The following is a 16683-nucleotide window of genomic DNA, read 5'->3' on the forward strand; positions in this document are numbered from 1 at the left end:
CGATCGAGGAAGCCTATCCGCAGGCCGAGGTCATCCTGCACATCGATCCGCGAGACGACAGCGACCCCAACGCGACGAGCGGCTGAACGGCATGGCGGCGCGTCCGGCGTTCGTGGTCGAGGATCAGTCGGAGGTGATCGCTTTCCTCGAGCGGCGGCTCGCGCCGGCGCGGCGCATCGACACCCACGGCGCCGTCGTCCTTCTGGCGCACGATCGCGCCTACAAGCTGAAGCGCGCGGTCAAGTTCTCCTACATGGATTTCTCGACCTCCGGCCGCCGCGCCGCCATGTGCCGGGCCGAGATCGACATCAACCGACGGCTGGCGCCCGAGATCTATCTCGGTGTCGCGGCGGTGCGGCGCGGGGCCGACGGCCGGCTGGCGCTCGGCGAGGTCGGCGAGACGACGGCCGGCGCCGTCGATTCGCTGGTCGTCATGCGCCGCTTCGACGACAGCAAGCTGTTCGACCGTCTGGCCGACCAGGGCGCGCTGAGCGCGGCGATGATGACCGCGCTCGGGGCGCGCATCGCGCGGTTCCATGACGGGTTGCCGGCGATTCGCGACGGGTTCGGCCGTCCCGGGGACTATCGCGAATCGGTTGCCGCCGACATCCGCCAGATGCGTGAGCAGGGCGGGCGGCTCGACCCGCCGACCAGCGAGGCGCTGGCCGAAGCCATGCCGCGGTCGCTGGAGCCGTTCATCGATCTGGTGGCGCGGCGGGTCGACTCAGGCGCGATCCGGCGCTGTCACGGCGACCTGCACCTGCGCAACATCGTGCTGATCGAGGGCCAGCCGGTGCCGTTCGACGCCATCGAGTTCTCCGAGCGCATCGCCAACATCGACGTGCTGTACGATCTTGCCTTCACGCTGATGGATCTCTGCGATCGCGGCCTGCGCGTTCTCGCCAACCGGCTGCTGAACGAATGGCTGTGGCGGATCGGCGAGCTGGCCGGCGCGCCGCACGACGAGGCGCTGGCGCTGCTGCCGATGTTCCTCGCGCGCCGCGCCGCGATCCGGGCCTTCGTCGACTCCTCGGTGACCGCGGTGAGCGGAGCGGACAACGAGCCGGCCCGCGCCTATCAGCGCGCGGCGCTCGCCTTCCTGCAGCCCGCGCCGCCGCGGCTGCTCGCGATCGGCGGCCTGTCGGGCAGCGGCAAGACGACCCGGGCCCTGCAGCTCGCACCGGAGATCGGGCGCGCCCCGGGTGCAGTCGCCGTGCGCAGCGACGTCGAGCGCAAGCGGCTGGCCGGCATCGCCCTTGAAGAGCGCATGCCTCCCGGCAGCTACACGCCCGAGGCTTCGGCCAGGGTCTATGCGGCGATGATGGCGCGCGCCGAGCGCATCCTGCGCGCCGGCCACAGCGTCGTGCTCGACGCCGTGTTCGCCCGCCCCGACGAGCGCCAGGCCGCCGAGGCGCTGGCCGTCCGGGCCGGCGTGCCGTTCGAAGGCCTGTGGCTGGATGTGCCGAAGGAGGTGGCCCAGGCGCGCGTCGCGGCCCGCGCAGCCGACGCCTCCGACGCGACGCCCGCGATCGTGGAGCGCCAGTTCGGCTATGATGTGGGCCGGATCGATTGGCAGCGGCGCTAGAACCGCGGGGGGAGCCAATGGAATTCTACCTGAGTTTCGAGCAGATACTGGGGAATGCCGGACAATATGTGCCGGCGATGATCGCGGTTGGCCTGTTCGCGCTCACCGTGTCGGTCGAGTCCTTCTTCCTCATGCGCCGCGACGGCACCTATCCCTGGAAGAACGCCTCGGTGTCGGTGGTCATGACGGTCGGCCACATCATCGCCCAGGCGGCCACCCACGGGATCGTCTTTGGCGTGTTCGCCGCCTTCGTCTACCAGCACCGGTTCACCACCATCCCGGTGTCGTTCGCTGATTGGCCGAGCCTGATCGTGCTCTTCGTGCTGGTCGACCTCGGCTTCTATGTCGAGCATCGCTGCTCGCACCGCATCAATTTCCTGTGGGCCTCGCACAGCGTGCATCACAGCAGCGAGAAGATGCTGGCCACCACCGCCTTTCGCCTCGCCTGGACACCGATCCTGTCCGGCCTGTTCCTGTTCTACCTGCCGATCGTCTGGCTGGGCTACGACCCCGTCTGGGTTTATGGCATGGTCTCCGCCGACCTCGCCTACCAGTTCTTCGTTCATACCGAGCTCGTGCCGCACGTGCGCTGGGTCGAGTGGTTCATCAACACGCCGTCGGCGCACCGCGTGCATCACGCCAGCAATCCCGAATACATCGACAGGAACTACGGCGGCACGCTCATGATCTGGGATCACCTCTTCGGCACCTACCAGCCCGAGCGTCCGGACGTTGCGATCCGCTATGGATTGGCGCATGCCCGATCGCGACCCAACAACCCGCTGTTCATCGCCTACGAAGGACTGTGGGATGTCGTAAAAGGAGCGGTTCGTGCTCCTGGCCCGAAGGCGGCCTTCACCAGACTGTTCGGCCCGCCGTAAGTTGGGCATCGCCCGTAAGGACAAATCCGTCGGCGAAGGGCGTGGGCTACCGCGCGCTGTTCGGGTGACCCCCTGTCAGCGGAGTAGCTGACCGACCTTTTGAGGTGCGAGATGGCCAAGCCAACCCGGCGCAAACGCACAACCCGCACTGGCCGCGGCAAGCTCACGCGGCGTGAGCTTGCGGTTCTGACGGTCGCCAGCGGCGCGATGGCGTCAGGGCGTGCCGAGGCGCAGGCGGGTCTGGCCGTGGAGAATGCCTCGCTCGGCGACGTGGTCGAGGCCCTTGCCGATGGACGGACCCCCGCCAGCGCCCTCACGCGCGCCTATCTGGCGCGCATCGAGGCCTACGATCGCAACGGGCCGGGGCTCACTTCGGTGCGCGAGATCAATCCCGACGCGCTGTCGATTGCCGGCCGTCTCGACGGCGTAAAGCCGTCGGCACGCCAGCCGCTTGCCGGCCTGCCGATTCTGGTCAAGGACAATATCGCCACCGGCGACAAGCAGCACACAACCGCGGGGTCTCTCGCACTGGAAAGTGCGCGCGCCAGGGACGACGCCACGATCGTCAAGCGGCTGCGCGCGGCGGGTGCGGTGATCCTGGGCAAGGCGAACCTGACGGAGTTCGCCAACATCATCGCGGTCGACATGCCTTCGGGCTACAGCTCGCTGGGCGGCCAGGTGAGGAATCCGTATGCGCCGGCGCTGGTCGACGAGCGCGGCATCCCGATCGTGGCGCCCGGCGGTTCGAGTGCGGGATCCGCTGTCGCTGTCGCGGCAGGCCTGTGCGCAGCGGCGATCGGCACCGAGACCTCGGGCTCGCTGCTCTATCCGGCGAGTCAGAACGGCGTGGTCACGGTGAAGCCCACCGTCGGGCTCTTGAGCCGCGCGGGCATCCTGCCGATCTCGCAGAGCCAGGACACGGCGGGTCCGCTCACCCGCACCGTGCGCGATGCGGCGATCCTCCTGAACGTGCTGGCGGCGCGCGATCCCCTGGATCCGGCGACGCAGCGCCTGCAGAGGCCGAACGACTACACGGCGGGCCTCGACAAGGGCGGGCTGAAGGGTGCGCGCATCGGCGTGCCGAGCGACGCCGACGATCCGCTGAACGACGTCTATTTCGGCAAGCTGCCCGAGCGCTCCAGGGCGGCGATGGCGAAGGCCTGCTCGGTGCTGGCCGATTGCGGCGCCATCCTGGTGCGCGCCAGCATGCCGACCGCGGGCTGGATCGGCGGGCCCGGTACGACCATGGGTGTGCTGAACCGCAATCCGCTCAGCCGGTACAAGGGCGCACCCGCCACGCCGCCGATCGTGTTCCTCTACGAGCTCAAGCACGATCTCGATGCCTATCTGCGCGACTGGGCGGTCGGCACGAAGATGAAAACCATGGCCGACATCATCGCCTTCAACCAGGCCAACGCCGACAGGGCGTTGCGCTTCGGCCAGGACCTTTTCCTCGCAGCGCAGGCCACGCGCGGCGATCTGTCGGAACCGGAATATCACTCGGCACGCGCCATGGACCTGAAATCTGCCCGGGCACTGGGGCTCGACGCCTATATGGCCCGGCACAAGCTCGATGCCGTCGTATTCCCCGGATCGGCGGGAGCCTCGATCGCGGCCAAGGCCGGCTATCCCAGCGTCCAGGTGCCGGCAGGCTTCATCGCCGGGGTCGACGGCAAGGAGACGCCGGACTTTCCGCTCGGCCTCACCTTCACCGGCCGGGCCTGGAGCGAGGCCAGGCTGCTGCGGCTCGCGTACGCCTACGAGCAGGCGGCCGGCGCGCGCCGGCCGCCGCCGGGACTGCCGGCGCTTTGACGGCTCGGCGTTCGATCATTCTGTTCGACAGCCGACGCGACTGTGTCACAAAGAAGGTCAGTCAGGCGACCTACTTCAACTGGAAGAAGAAGTACGATGGGCTGCTGCCGACCGTGATGCGTTCGATTTGGTGCGAGGCGCCACTGGCTTTGGCGACGTTGGAGTTGGGAACCGAGGCTGTCCAATTTACTTAGGCGGTCGTAGATTTTCGATTAAATCGATTATGGAACCGGCCAGCGCGGTGCGGTTTGTTGTGCAGTAGTCTCTAATTTCTGCTATTCGCCGTGCCAGATGGTCGCTGTTCTGTTTGTACGCACTCAACATACGCGACGATCTCATGTCTAGGTCGGCCAGCGCTGCGCGATGCTGACTTTCCATGTTCCGTACGCGCTCTTGCAGAGTGCTGATTTTGGCTGCGAGCTGGCGAACTTGGCCTTCAAGTTCTTGCTTCTCGCGTAGAGCGTTGGCCAACGCCTTGAGGTCGTGGTCGACGTTCTCGAATCCGAAATCGTCGACTTGACCAGACAGCGACATGACTTCGTCTCTGAATCGCCTTCGAGCATGATCATGATCGGCGAAGCAGAAAAACTCTCGGGAAGAGTTTACTCGGCATTCGTCGAATGCCCTATGAAGATGACCTTCCACGATGAAGCAGTTTTTGACGAACACCGCGGATACTACGGAGTATGGAACAGGGACACCGGTCGAACCAGACAGCTCACGCGCGCGTTCGTAAGGATTGCGAGCCGTACATCCGATCTTATAGATGCCCGACATTGCCGGGCAATGCAGCAGGTATACGAAGCCTTCCGGCCGCTCGCCGGGCGGCACGCCATCATCAAGAGGCATGAACCGGTCTCCCCTTTCGTTTTTCGCGTGCCGCCCTAAGGCTGATCATTTCTCAGGACAACGCTGACGATGGTGGCTTCGCCCTGTTGACTCGAAGGAGTGCTCTTCAGCGAAATGCGTTCCGGCGAAGAGCCGATTCTCCATCGCACTAGTAGGGCACCCACAAGCGCACGATCATGGTGAGTCAAGCCCGCTTCTTTGCGGCGGCGCTGCGCGGCAGCATGCGGGCGAGGTAGCGGCCGGTGTAGCTCTCCGGGATCTTGACGATCTCCTCGGGCGGTCCCTCGGCGATCACGCGTCCGCCGCCGGAGCCGCCGTCGGGCCCCATGTCGAGGATCCAGTCGGCGGTCTTGATGACCTCGAGATTGTGCTCGATCACGAGAACGGTGTTGCCGCCCTCGACCAGGCGATGCAGCACCTCGAGGAGCTTGCGCACGTCCTCGAAATGCAGGCCGGTGGTGGGCTCGTCGAGGATGTAGAGGGTGCGCCCGGTGGCGCGGCGGGAGAGTTCCTTGGCGAGCTTGACACGCTGGGCCTCGCCGCCCGACAGCGTCGTCGCCTGCTGGCCGATATGGATGTAGCCAAGCCCGACCTGCTGCAACGTCAGGAGCTTGTCGCGGATCACGGGCACGGCCTTGAAGAACTCGACGCCTTCGTCGACCGTCATCTCCAGCACGTCGGCGATCGACTTGCCGCGGAAATGGATCTCGAGCGTCTCGCGGTTGTAGCGCTTGCCCTTGCAGACGTCGCACTGGACATAGACGTCGGGCAAAAAGTGCATCTCGATCTTGATGACGCCGTCGCCCTGGCAGGCCTCGCAACGGCCGCCCTTGACGTTGAAGGAGAAGCGGCCGGGCTTGTAGCCGCGCTCGGTCGATTCGGGCAGCTGCGCGAACCAGTCGCGGATCGGCGAGAAGGCGCCGGTGTAGGTGGCGGGATTGGAGCGCGGCGTGCGCCCGATCGGCGACTGGTCGATGTCGACGATCTTGTCGAGATGGCCGACGCCCTCGAGCCCGGCATGCTCGCCGGCATGCTCGCGCGCACCGTTCAGCCGGCGGGCCAATGCCTTGTAGAGCGTCTCGACAATCAGCGTGCTCTTGCCCGAGCCCGAGACGCCGGCAACGCAGGTGAAGGTGCCGAGCGGGATCGAGGCGGTGACGTTCTGCAGGTTGTTGGCGCGCGCGCCCTTCACGGTCAGCCAGCGGCCATTCCCCTTGCTCCCCTGCGGCGGCGGCTCGCGTCGTACTTTCGGAATGGGGATCTGGCGGAAGCCGGAGAGGTACTGGCCGGTAAGGCTGGCGCTGTTCTGCATCACCTCCTCGGGCGTGCCCTCGGCGATCACCTTGCCGCCATGCGCGCCGGCGCCCGGCCCCATGTCGACCAGGTGATCGGCGGCGCGGATCGCATCCTCGTCGTGCTCGACGACCAGCACCGTGTTGCCGAGATCGCGCAGGCGCGTCAGCGTCTTCAGCAGGCGGTCGTTGTCGCGCTGGTGCAGGCCGATCGACGGTTCGTCGAGCACGTAGAGCACGCCGGTGAGGCCCGAGCCGATCTGCGACGCAAGCCGGATGCGCTGGCTCTCGCCGCCCGACAGCGTGCCCGAGGTGCGGTTCAGCGTCAGGTAGGAGAGGCCGACATTGTCGAGGAAGCCCAGCCGCTCGTTGATCTCCTTCAGGATGCGGGCGGCGATCTCGCGCTGCTTGGGCGTCAGCCTGGGGTCGAGCTCCTGGAACCACTTCACCGCCTCGCCGATCGCGAACTCGGTGACCTGGCTCACGTTCAGCCCGCCGATCTTGACCGCGAGCGCCTCCGGCTTCAGGCGCGCGCCGTTGCAGGCCTCGCACTTCGCCTCGTGCTGGAAACGCTCGAGCTCCTCGCGCACCCAGGAGGAATCGGTCTCCTTCCAGCGGCGGTCGAGATTGGGGATCACGCCCTCGAACGGCTTGGTGGTCTGGTACTGGCGGATGCCGTCGTCGTAGCGCATGGCGATCGATTCGCCGTTGCTGCCGTTCAGGATCGTGTCGCGCACCTTCTTCGGCAGGTCGCGCCACGAGGTCGACATCTTGACCCTGTAGTGTCTGGCGATGCTCTCGAGTGTCTGCTGGTAATACTGGCCCGACGAGTCGGCCCACGGCGCCACCGCGCCCTCGGCCAGCGACAGGCGGTCGTCCGGCACCACCATCTCCGGATCGAAGAACATCTTAACGCCCAGCCCGTCGCACGACGGACAGGCGCCCTGCGGCGCGTTGAACGAGAACAGCCGGGGTTCGATCTCCTCGATGGTGAAGCCCGAGACCGGGCAGGCGAAGCGCGAGGAGAACACGGTGCGCTCGCCGGTGTCGGCGTTCTCCGCCACGGCGAGCCCCTCGGCGAGGTTGAGCGCGGTCTCGATCGAGTCGGCGAGGCGGTTGCCGAGGTCGGGCTTCACCACCAGCCGGTCGACCACGACGTCGATGTCGTGCTTGTACTTCTTGTCGAGCGCCGGCGCCTCGGCGATCTCGTGGAGCCTGCCGTCGATCTTGACGCGCTGGAAGCCCTTCTTCTGCAGGTCCTGCAGATCCTTGCGGTACTCGCCCTTGCGGCCGCGCACGATCGGCGCCATCAGGTAGAGCCGCGTGCCTTCGGGCATCGTCTTCACGCGGTCGACCATCTGCGACACGGTCTGGCTCTCGATCGGCAGGCCGGTCGCCGGCGAGTAGGGCACGCCGACGCGCGCATACAGCAGGCGCAGATAGTCGTAGATCTCGGTGACCGTGCCGACCGTCGAGCGCGGATTGCGCGAGGTCGTCTTCTGCTCGATCGAGATCGCCGGTGAGAGGCCCTCGATCGAATCGACGTCGGGCTTCTGCATCAGCTCGAGGAACTGTCGGGCATAGGCCGACAGGCTCTCGACGTAGCGGCGCTGGCCCTCGGCGTAGATCGTGTCGAAGGCGAGCGACGACTTGCCCGACCCCGACAGGCCGGTGATCACGACCAGCCGGTCGCGCGGCAGATCGAGGTCGACGTTCTTCAGATTGTGTTCGCGGGCGCCCCGGATGGAAATGTACCGGTGCGGTTCGGCGGCGGGTAAGCGTGACTTGGCCATCTCTGGGGCAACAATAGGCGATGCGCGGGATCACCGCATATGGCTATCCACAGCGGACTGCGCCAGCCCGGCCGGTGTCAGGAAATGTCAGGCGGCCGCGGCCTCCGCCGCCACGCGCGCCGTCGGCCGGTCGTTCATCAGGAGCTGCAGGGTCCCGGCAACCAGGCCGATCAGCACGCCGATCTTCCAGGCGAGGTCGTAGGAACCCATCAGATCAAAGAGATAGCCGCCGCCCCAGGCGCCGAGGAACGAGCCGGCCTGATGGCTCAGGAAGGCGATGCCGGTGAGCGTCGAGAGGAAGCGCAGGCCGAACATCTGCACCACCAGCCCGTTCACCAGGGGAATCACGCCCAGCCACAGCGTGCCCATGGCCGCGCCGAACAGCACGACCGAGAGCGGCGTCGGCGGAAAGCTGAAGAACAGCGCCAGCGTGATCGAGCGCAGCAGGTACAGCCCACCCAGCAGCAGGCGCTTCGGGTAGCGGTCGCCGAGCCAGCCGAACAACCACGAGCTCAGGATGTTGAAGCCGCCGATCAGCATCAGGGCGAGGGCGCTGTAGGAGGCATCCATTCCGCACTGGGCGAGATAGGTCGGCAAATGGGTGGTCAGGAAGACGAGCTGCAGGCCGCAGACGAAGAAGGCCAGCGCCATGACGATGTAGCCGCTGTGCCGCCACGCCTCGCCGAGCGCGCCCGCCAGCGTCAGATGGCGGTCGGCGGCGACACCGTTGGGCAGCCGGTCGGACGCGCTGCCGATCCAGGCGGCCGGCAGCATGGCGAACGCCAGGATCAGGAACGCCCACAGACCGGCCCGCCAGCCGTCGTGGTCGAGAAAATAAGCGGCGATGGGAGCCGTGAACATGGTGCCGATCGAGCCCGCCGCCGAGACGATGCCGAAGGCGAGGGTGCGGCGCTGCGGCGCCACCACGCGCGCGGCGATGTTGGCGGTGATGCCCGAAGTCGTGCAGGCGAGCGCCACGCCGATCAGGACGCCGGCGCCGAGCACGATCGCCAGGGTGCCGGTCGCGGTCGCGGTCAGCCAGAGGCCCAGCACGAAGACGAGGCTGCCGGCCAGCGAGACGAAGCGCGTGCCGTACCTGTCGGCGAGGATCCCGGCAAAGGGCTGGCTCACGCCCCACGCCACCTGCTGCACGGAGATGGCGAGCGCGAAGTCGGAGATGGCGATGCCCAGCTCGCGCGAGGCCGGGGCCTGGAACAGGCCGAGATTCTGCCGGATGCCCATGGCGAGCGTCATCATCAGCGCCGCACCGCCCAGCATCGCGTAGGCCTCGCCGCGTGAAACCTGGGGAACGTGGAAAGCGTCCTTCATGGGCGGACGATACGAACGGCCTGCCGACCGGGCCAATGAATTCGCCGAGGGCCGCCATGAGCGGGGCTCACGCCACGACGCCCGCGTCGCGATAGAATGCTGGCCACAAGGCCCGAGGGAGGGCATCCATGGCCGACGCGAGCCGGAAGCGCATCTGGTACCAGAGCTTCGTTCATCCGGTCGAGCAGCGACCCTATGTCGAGCGCTTGCAGGCCTTGCTCGACAAGGTCGCGGCGGCGGACGTGCGCTTCGAGGTCCATGGCCTGGATCCGCCGGACCACTCCTTCCACCCGCTCACCGAGTTCCGCTGCGCCGGTCAGGTCATCCGCAATGCGCTGGAGGCGGAAAAGTCGGGTTACGATGCGTTCGTGCTCGGCCATTTCCAGGAACCCGGGCTTGTCGAAATGCGCGGCTGCGTCGACATTCCCGTCATCGCGCTGGGCGAGGCGAACCTGCTGGCGGCGCTCGGTCTCGGTCATCGCTTCGCCTTGGTGACGATCGATCCGGGCTTCATCCCGTGGCATGACCGCCAGGTGAGGAATCACGGCCTCACCGAGCGCTATGTCGGCACCGCCGCGCTCCGCATGAACCTGCCCTCTTTCATGCAGGCATTCACCGACGAGGACGCCTATGCCCGTGTGCGCGAGCAGTTCGTGGCGCAGGTCCGGCCGCTGGTCGCGGCCGGCGCCGAGGTGATCATCCCGGCGGGTGGCCTGCCCATGCTGCTGTTTGCGCGCGAATGCCCCTTCATCGTCGATGGGTCGCCGATCATGAATGGCATCGCCGTCGTGGCAAAGGCCGCCGAGATGGCGCTTGCGCTGAAGACCATCACCGGGGTCGTCGTCAGCCGGCGCGGTGCCTATGCCAGGGCCGCGCCGGAGGCGATCCGCGAGTTCCTGGCGTCGTGAGCGCGGCCGGCGCCGATACAACCTGAAATCGGTGGTTGCCCACAAACGCTCTGGGGTAGCTTGCCGGCCGTGAGGTAGGTGCCGCGCCCCGCGGCACCGGGAAAGCGAAGGAGGCCCCCATGGCGGGCAGCGTCAACAAAGTCATCCTGGTCGGCAATCTCGGCCGCGACCCCGAAGTGAGGTCCATGCAGGATGGCCGTTCCATGGTGAACATGTCGGTGGCGACGTCGGACACGTGGCGCGATCGCCAGAGCGGCGAGCGCAAGGAACGCACCGAGTGGCACCGTGTGGTGATCTTCAACGAGAAGCTGGCGGAGGTCGCGCAGAAGTACGTGCGCAAGGGCTCCAAGGTCTATGTCGAAGGCCAGCTCTCGACGCGCAAATGGACCGACCAGGGCGGCCAGGAGCGCTATACCACCGAGGTCGTGATCCCGCGCTTCGGCGGCGCGCTCACCATGCTTGACGGCCGCGGCGGCGCTGGCGGCGAGGGCGGTGGCGGCATGGACGAGGAGTTTGGCGGCGGGCCGCCGAGCGGCGGCCGTCCCGCGTCGCGTGGCGGCAAGGCCGAGCTCGACGACGACATTCCGTTCTAGGCCGGCAATCCCATGGCGCGGAGCTCGGCTGCGGTCGCGGCGGCCGAGCGGTGGTGGATGGCACTCATGCCGATCGCCCGCGCGCCTTCGACGTTGGCGAGAACGTCGTCGATGAATACCGCCTCGGCCGGCCGGAATCCGCCGGTCCGGCAGGCCAGCTCGTAGATGCCCGCATCGGGCTTGGAGTGCCCGACCAGGCCCGAGACGACGTAGTCGCGGAAGAGCCCGAGAAAGGGATGGCGCCGTCGTGCCGGTCCGCGCAGCCAGGGGTCGAGAAGATTGGGCGCGTTGGACAAAAGATAAAGCGGCGTGCCGGCTGCGTGCAGCCGCTCGACCAGCGCCGCCATCTCGGGGAAGGCATGCTCGCACATCTCGTCGAAGCGGCCGTAGAAGGCCGCGATCAGCTCCTCCTGGTCGGGATGCAGCGCCTGCAGGCGCCGCGTCGCCTCGACCGGATCGCCGCCATGATCCTGTGTCGCGTGCCATTCGCGCGTGGCCACTTCGGCCAGGAAGCGCTCCATCTCGTCGGCATCGGCGAACAGCTTGCGGTAGAGGTGGCGGGGGTTCCAGTCGATCAGGACGCCGCCGAAATCGAACACGGCGATGGTGGGGGCGGGAAGGCTTGTCTTCGGGGTCAAAATCGGGCCTTTTCGGGAGCAGTTTTCAGGACAAATTTAGCTAGTCAAATCAAAGCGTTAAAGGGCGCTTTCCCAAGCGATTTTTGTTGGTCTTTCGAGGCCGGTTTGCTAGTGTGCGAAACGCCTTCGCCAAGCCTCCGGCGGAGCCAATAAAACGAGCCAAAAACCAGGTTTCTCTTGAGCGACGATACGACACTGCCGCCGGCGCCGCCGCCTTCCGACACGCCTCCGCCGACCCCGCCGCACGACATCGCGCCGATCACGATCGAGGAGGAGATGCGTCGCTCCTACCTCGATTACGCGATGAGCGTGATCGTGGCGCGCGCGCTGCCCGATGCACGCGACGGGCTGAAGCCGGTGCAGCGGCGCATCCTCTACGCGATGAAGGAAAACGGCTACGACTCGACGCGGCCGTTCCGCAAATCCGCCCGCATCGTCGGCGACGTGATGGGCAAGTACCATCCGCACGGCGACTCGGCGATCTACGACGCCATGGTGCGCATGGCGCAGGACTTCTCGATGCGCCTGCCGCTGATCTCGGGGCAGGGCAATTTCGGCTCGATGGACGGCGATCCGCCGGCGGCCATGCGATACACCGAGGCCCGGCTGGCGGTTGCCGCCGAATCGCTGCTCGCCGACTACGACAAGGACACGGTCGACTTCCAGCCGAACTACGACGAGCGGGAACTGGAACCGACGGTGCTGCCCGCGGCCTTCCCGAATCTGCTGGCCAACGGCGCCGGCGGCATCGCCGTCGGCATGGCGACCAACATCCCGCCGCACAACCTGGGCGAGCTGATCGATGCCTGCTGCGCGCTGATCGACAATCCCGAGCTCACCATCCAGCAGGTGATGGAACACGTCCCGGGGCCGGACTTCCCGACCGGCGCCACCATCCTCGGCCGCAACGGCATCCGCGCCGCCTACGAGCTCGGCCGCGGCTCGCTGATCATGCGCGCCAAGACCAGGATCGAGGAGATCCGCGGCGGGCGCGAGGCGATCATCATCACCGAGATTCCCTACCAGGAGAACAAGGCCCGGCTGCACGAGCGCATCGCCGAGGTGGTGCGTGACAAGAAGGTCGAAGGCGTCTCCGAGGTGCGCGATGAGAGCGATCGCGACGGCGTGCGGATGGTGGTCGAGCTGAAGCGCGACGCCATGGCCGACGTCGTGCTGAACCAGCTCTATCGCTACACGCCGCTGCAGACGACCTTCGGCGTCAACGCGCTGGCGCTGGACGGCGGGCGGCCGCGCCTGATGACGCTGAAGGAGATGCTGGAGGCGTTCATCCGCTTCCGCGCCGAGGTCCTGACGCGCCGCACCAAGTACGAGCTCAACCATGCCCGCGACCGCGCCCATGTGCTGGTCGGCCTCGCCATCGCCGTCGCCAACATCGACGAGGTGATCGAGATGATCCGCCGCGCGCCCGATCCGGCGGTGGCGCGCGAGCGCTTGATGGCGAGGGCCTGGCCGGCGGCCGATGTGGCGCCGCTGATCCTGCTGATCGCCGAGCCCGGCCGCGAGGTCTCGGCCGAGGGCACCTACCGACTGTCCGATGCCCAGGCCCGCGCCATCCTCGATCTGCGCCTGCAGCGCCTGACCGGACTGGAGCGCGACAAGATCGCGGCCGAGCTGACCGAAGTGGCGCGCCTGATCGAGGGCTATCTCGAGCTGCTGGGCGATCGCGACAAGCTGTTCGCGCTGATGCGCCGTGAGTTTGTTGCCATCAAGCAGCAGTTCGCCACGCCGCGCCGCACGGAGATCGTCGACAACGAGTTCGAGCAGGATGTCGAGGACCTGATCCAGCGCGAGGACATGGTGGTCACCGTGACCCACGGCGGCTACGTCAAGCGCGTGCCGGTCTCGGCCTATCGCGCGCAGCGCCGCGGCGGCAAGGGGCGGGCCGGCATGGCCACGCGCGACGACGATTTCGTCTCCAGCCTGTTCGTCGCCAACACGCACACGCCGGTGCTGTTCTTCTCCAGCCGCGGCCTCGTCTACAAGCTCAAGGTCTGGCGCCTGCCGCTCGGCGCACCGCAGGCGCGCGGCAAGGCGTTCGTCAACCTGTTGCCGCTCGGCGAGGGCGAGACCATCACCACCGTCATGCCGCTGCCCGAGGACGAGTCGAGCTGGTCGACCTTGCACGTCATGTTCGCCACCGCGCGCGGCGGCGTGCGCCGCAACGAGTTGTCGGACTTCGTGAGCGTGAACCAGAGCGGCAAGATCGCGATGAAGTTCGAGGGTGACGATGCCGGCGACCGGCTGATCGGTGTCGCCGTATGCGGCGAGGATCAGGACGTCCTGCTGGCCACCCGGTTCGGCCGCGCCATGCGTTTTCCCGTCGCCACCGTGCGCGTGTTCCAGAGCCGCGCCTCGACCGGCGTGCGCGGCATTGCGCTCGCCGAGGGGGACGAGGTGATCTCGATGTCGCTGGTCGACGGCGGCAAGGGCATCGCGACCGAGGAACGCGACGCCTATCTGCGCCAGTCGCGCGCGCTGCGCCAGCTTGCCAACCTCGACGAGGACAACGGCAACGGCGCGGACGAGGCGGCCGGGGCGCGCGAAGAGCCGGCGGCGCCTTCGACCATCCTGTCTTCGGAGCGATTCGGCGCCCTGCAGGACAAGGAAGAGTTCGTCCTCACCGTCGCGTCGTCGGGCTTGGGCAAGCGCACCTCCGCCTACGAGTACCGGGTTACCGGCCGTGGCGGCAAGGGCGTGGAGCTGATGAATCTCGGCCGAACGGGACAGGCGGGCGGCGGACAGGTGGTGGCCGCCTTCCCGGTGCGGCAGACCGACCAGATCATGCTGGTGACCGATGCCGGCACGCTGATCCGCTGCCCGGTCGACGGGATCCGCATCGCGGGACGGGCCACGCGCGGCGTGCGCATCGTCAATGTCAGCGACGGCGAGCGCGTCGTTTCCGCGATTCGAATCGGCGAGGACGACGATGCCGGCGGCAACGGCAACGGCGACGATGGCGCCGAAACAAACGGTGGATAAGGACCGGCCGTGTCGCTAAGACTTCGGCCCGACGACCGGCGTACCCATGGTGAGGGAACGAGGGGGAGACATGGCGGCAGAGCGCACCGGCGTCTATCCGGGCACCTTCGATCCCGTCACCAGCGGGCACATGGAAGTCGTGCGGCGCTCGCTGCGGCTGGTCGACCGGCTGGTGATCGGGCCGGCGATCAATATCGGCAAGGGCCCGCTGTTCTCGCTCGAGGAACGCATCGAGATCATCAAGGAGGACATCGAGGAATTCCCGCAGGCGGATCGCGAGCGCATCGAGGTCGTGCCGTTCGAGGGACTGCTGATCCACTTCGCCCGCGAGGTGGGGGCCTCGGTGATCATCCGCGGCCTGCGTGCGGTCTCGGACTTCGAGTACGAGATCCAGATGGCGAACATGAACGCGCGCATGGAGCCGAACGTCGAAACCATCTTCCTGATGGCTTCCGACCGCCACCAGTTCATCGCCTCGTCGCTGGTCAAGGACATCGCGCGGATGGGCGGCGACACCTCGCAGTTCGTGTCGCACAAGGTCTTCGAACGGCTGAAGCGCAAATTCGCCAAGAAATGACGCCCTCCGGCGCCGCGTTGACCGGCGGCCCGGCGCATCTTATACGGGCGCCGCGCCGGGTTCCGGCCTGCGGCGCGACACCGGGACGAGCCCGTAGCTCAGCGGTAGAGCATCTGACTTTTAATCAGAGGGTCGTGGGATCGTACCCCACCGGGCTCACCACGGGTCCCAGCAAGGAGAGAAGCGGCTCATGCCGTCGGTGAACGTCGTCAACGGCAAGCAGATCGTCGTCGAGGAGCTCGACCCCAGCCATCGCTTCGCCCGCTTCCTTGTCAAGCCGTTCGCGCAGGTATGGCATCATCGCGATCTCGTGCGGGCGATCCTGCGCCGCGAGCTGCGCGACCGGTTCAAGGGTTCCGTCGCCGGGTGGGCGTGGGCGGTGATCGCGCCGCTGCTGGCGATCGCCGTCTACACTTTCGCCTTCACCACCAACCTGCAGCTCAAGCTGGCGGTGGATGTCAGCCCGCGCGTCGGCTACGCCCTGTTCATCTTCAGCGGCATCGTCGTCCTCAACTTCTTCTCGGAAATGGCATTTCGCGCGCCGATGCTGCTGCACGAATACACGCACTTCATCAAGCAGACCATCTTCCCGAGCGACATGCTGGCAGTGATCACGACCCTGCGCGCCACGCTCTATACCGTGATCTCCATCGCCGTGATGCTGCTGTTCCAGCTCGCGGTCGTGCGCAGCTTGCCGTGGACGGTCCTGCTGCTGCCGCTGATCTTCATTCCGCTCATCGCCTTCCTGGTCGGCATGTCGTGGTTCATGTGCGCGATCGGCGCCTTCACGCGCGACGCGGGCTACCTGATGATCAACGTCGTCCCGCTGTTCATGTTCGCGACGCCGGTCTTCTACCCGCAGTCCTCGCTGCCGCCGCCGTTCGACTTCTGGATCTACGCCAACGCACTCACCGGCTACGTCGAGGTCATGCGCGACGTCGTCCTGCTGGCGAAGCTGCCCGACTGGCGCGTCTATGCGTGGACGCTGTTCACCTCGGTCTTCACCTTCTATTTTGGCTACTGGTTCTTCGACAGGTATCGGAATGTCATCGTCGACGTCATCTGAGATCGTCGTCCAGGCCAGGCACCTCGGGAAGGCCTACCAGCTCTATGCCCGCCGCAACGACTGGCTGAAGCAGGTCATGTTCGGCTGGTGGAAGGCCTACTTCAAGCCGTTCTGGGTGCTGCGCGACATCGATCTCCAGGTCCGGCGCGGCGAGAGCATCGGCATCCTGGGCCGCAACGGCTGCGGCAAGTCCACCCTGCTGCAGGTGATCTGCGGCATGACGCTGCCGAGCCACGGCGAGCTTCGGGTGAGCGGCCGCATCGCCCCGGTGCTCGCCCTCGGCTCGACGTTCGACGTCGAGCTGTCGGGGCGCGAGAACGTCATGATCGGCGGTGCGGTGTTCGGGCTGAAGCGCGCCGA

At 66.9% G+C, this 16683-nt stretch carries 13 protein-coding genes and 1 tRNA gene; 10 read left to right on the top strand and 4 right to left on the bottom strand.

Annotated elements, in window-relative coordinates:
• Positions 1-91: 91 nt before the first annotated feature.
• The 3 genes from VH499_RS01025 (at position 92) to VH499_RS01035 (ending at position 4278) form a co-directional block, all read left to right on the top strand.
• On the top strand, positions 92-1585 hold the full coding sequence (locus VH499_RS01025) for an AAA family ATPase (protein ID WP_332050814.1): 1494 nt from the start codon (positions 92-94) through the stop codon (positions 1583-1585).
• A 17-nt stretch (positions 1586-1602) separates the two neighbouring features.
• Entirely contained in the window at positions 1603-2466 is an 864-nt protein-coding gene (locus VH499_RS01030; protein WP_332050815.1) for a sterol desaturase family protein, read from the top strand.
• A gap of 111 nt (positions 2467-2577) precedes the next feature.
• Entirely contained in the window at positions 2578-4278 is a 1701-nt protein-coding gene (locus VH499_RS01035; RefSeq protein ID WP_332050816.1) for an amidase family protein, read from the top strand.
• Between the two features lie 186 nt (positions 4279-4464).
• On the opposite strand, the gene VH499_RS01040 is transcribed toward VH499_RS01035, so the two are convergent.
• From VH499_RS01040 to VH499_RS01050, 3 genes are all read right to left on the bottom strand, one after another.
• Positions 4465-5127: a GIY-YIG nuclease family protein gene (locus VH499_RS01040; protein ID WP_332050817.1), complete on the bottom strand. Its 663-nt coding sequence runs from the start codon at positions 5125-5127 to the stop codon at positions 4465-4467.
• A gap of 184 nt (positions 5128-5311) precedes the next feature.
• A complete protein-coding gene (gene uvrA, locus VH499_RS01045) occupies positions 5312-8212 on the bottom strand; it encodes an excinuclease ABC subunit UvrA (protein ID WP_332050818.1) in 2901 nt (966 codons plus the stop codon).
• An 87-nt stretch (positions 8213-8299) separates the two neighbouring features.
• Complete coding sequence (locus VH499_RS01050; protein WP_332050819.1) at positions 8300-9541, bottom strand: MFS transporter; 1242 nt, start codon at positions 9539-9541, stop codon at positions 8300-8302.
• A 128-nt stretch (positions 9542-9669) separates the two neighbouring features.
• Here VH499_RS01050 and VH499_RS01055 point away from each other — a divergent pair, with 128 nt between their 5' ends.
• Together VH499_RS01055 and ssb are read left to right on the top strand one after the other, a co-directional pair.
• Positions 9670-10449, top strand: coding sequence for an aspartate/glutamate racemase family protein (locus VH499_RS01055; protein ID WP_332050820.1), 780 nt, complete (start codon positions 9670-9672; stop codon positions 10447-10449).
• Positions 10450-10568: 119 nt separating this feature from the next.
• Positions 10569-11042, top strand: a complete 474-nt coding sequence (ssb, locus tag VH499_RS01060; protein ID WP_332050821.1) for a single-stranded DNA-binding protein — start codon at positions 10569-10571, stop codon at positions 11040-11042.
• Here ssb and VH499_RS01065 read toward each other — a convergent pair.
• Positions 11039-11680 (bottom strand): HAD family phosphatase, encoded by a 642-nt coding sequence (locus VH499_RS01065; RefSeq protein ID WP_332050822.1) that lies wholly within the window; start codon positions 11678-11680, stop codon positions 11039-11041. The genes ssb and VH499_RS01065 overlap by 4 nt on opposite strands.
• A gap of 177 nt (positions 11681-11857) precedes the next feature.
• On the opposite strand from VH499_RS01065, the gene gyrA reads away from it, so the two are divergent.
• The 5 genes from gyrA to VH499_RS01090 form a co-directional block, all read left to right on the top strand.
• A complete protein-coding gene (gene gyrA / locus VH499_RS01070; protein ID WP_414709727.1) occupies positions 11858-14680 on the top strand; it encodes a DNA gyrase subunit A in 2823 nt (940 codons plus the stop codon).
• Between the two features lie 70 nt (positions 14681-14750).
• Complete coding sequence (gene coaD, locus VH499_RS01075; RefSeq protein ID WP_332050823.1) at positions 14751-15257, top strand: pantetheine-phosphate adenylyltransferase; 507 nt, start codon at positions 14751-14753, stop codon at positions 15255-15257.
• Between the two features lie 87 nt (positions 15258-15344).
• A tRNA-Lys gene (locus VH499_RS01080) sits at positions 15345-15419 on the top strand.
• A gap of 28 nt (positions 15420-15447) precedes the next feature.
• Entirely contained in the window at positions 15448-16323 is an 876-nt protein-coding gene (locus VH499_RS01085; protein WP_332050824.1) for an ABC transporter permease, read from the top strand.
• A partial coding sequence (locus VH499_RS01090; protein ID WP_332050825.1) for an ATP-binding cassette domain-containing protein occupies positions 16301-16683 on the top strand: 383 nt, incomplete at its 3' end. The genes VH499_RS01085 and VH499_RS01090, both read left to right, overlap by 23 nt.

The organism is Reyranella sp., from assembly GCF_036558665.1.
Taxonomy (GTDB): Bacteria; Pseudomonadota; Alphaproteobacteria; order Reyranellales; family Reyranellaceae; genus Reyranella.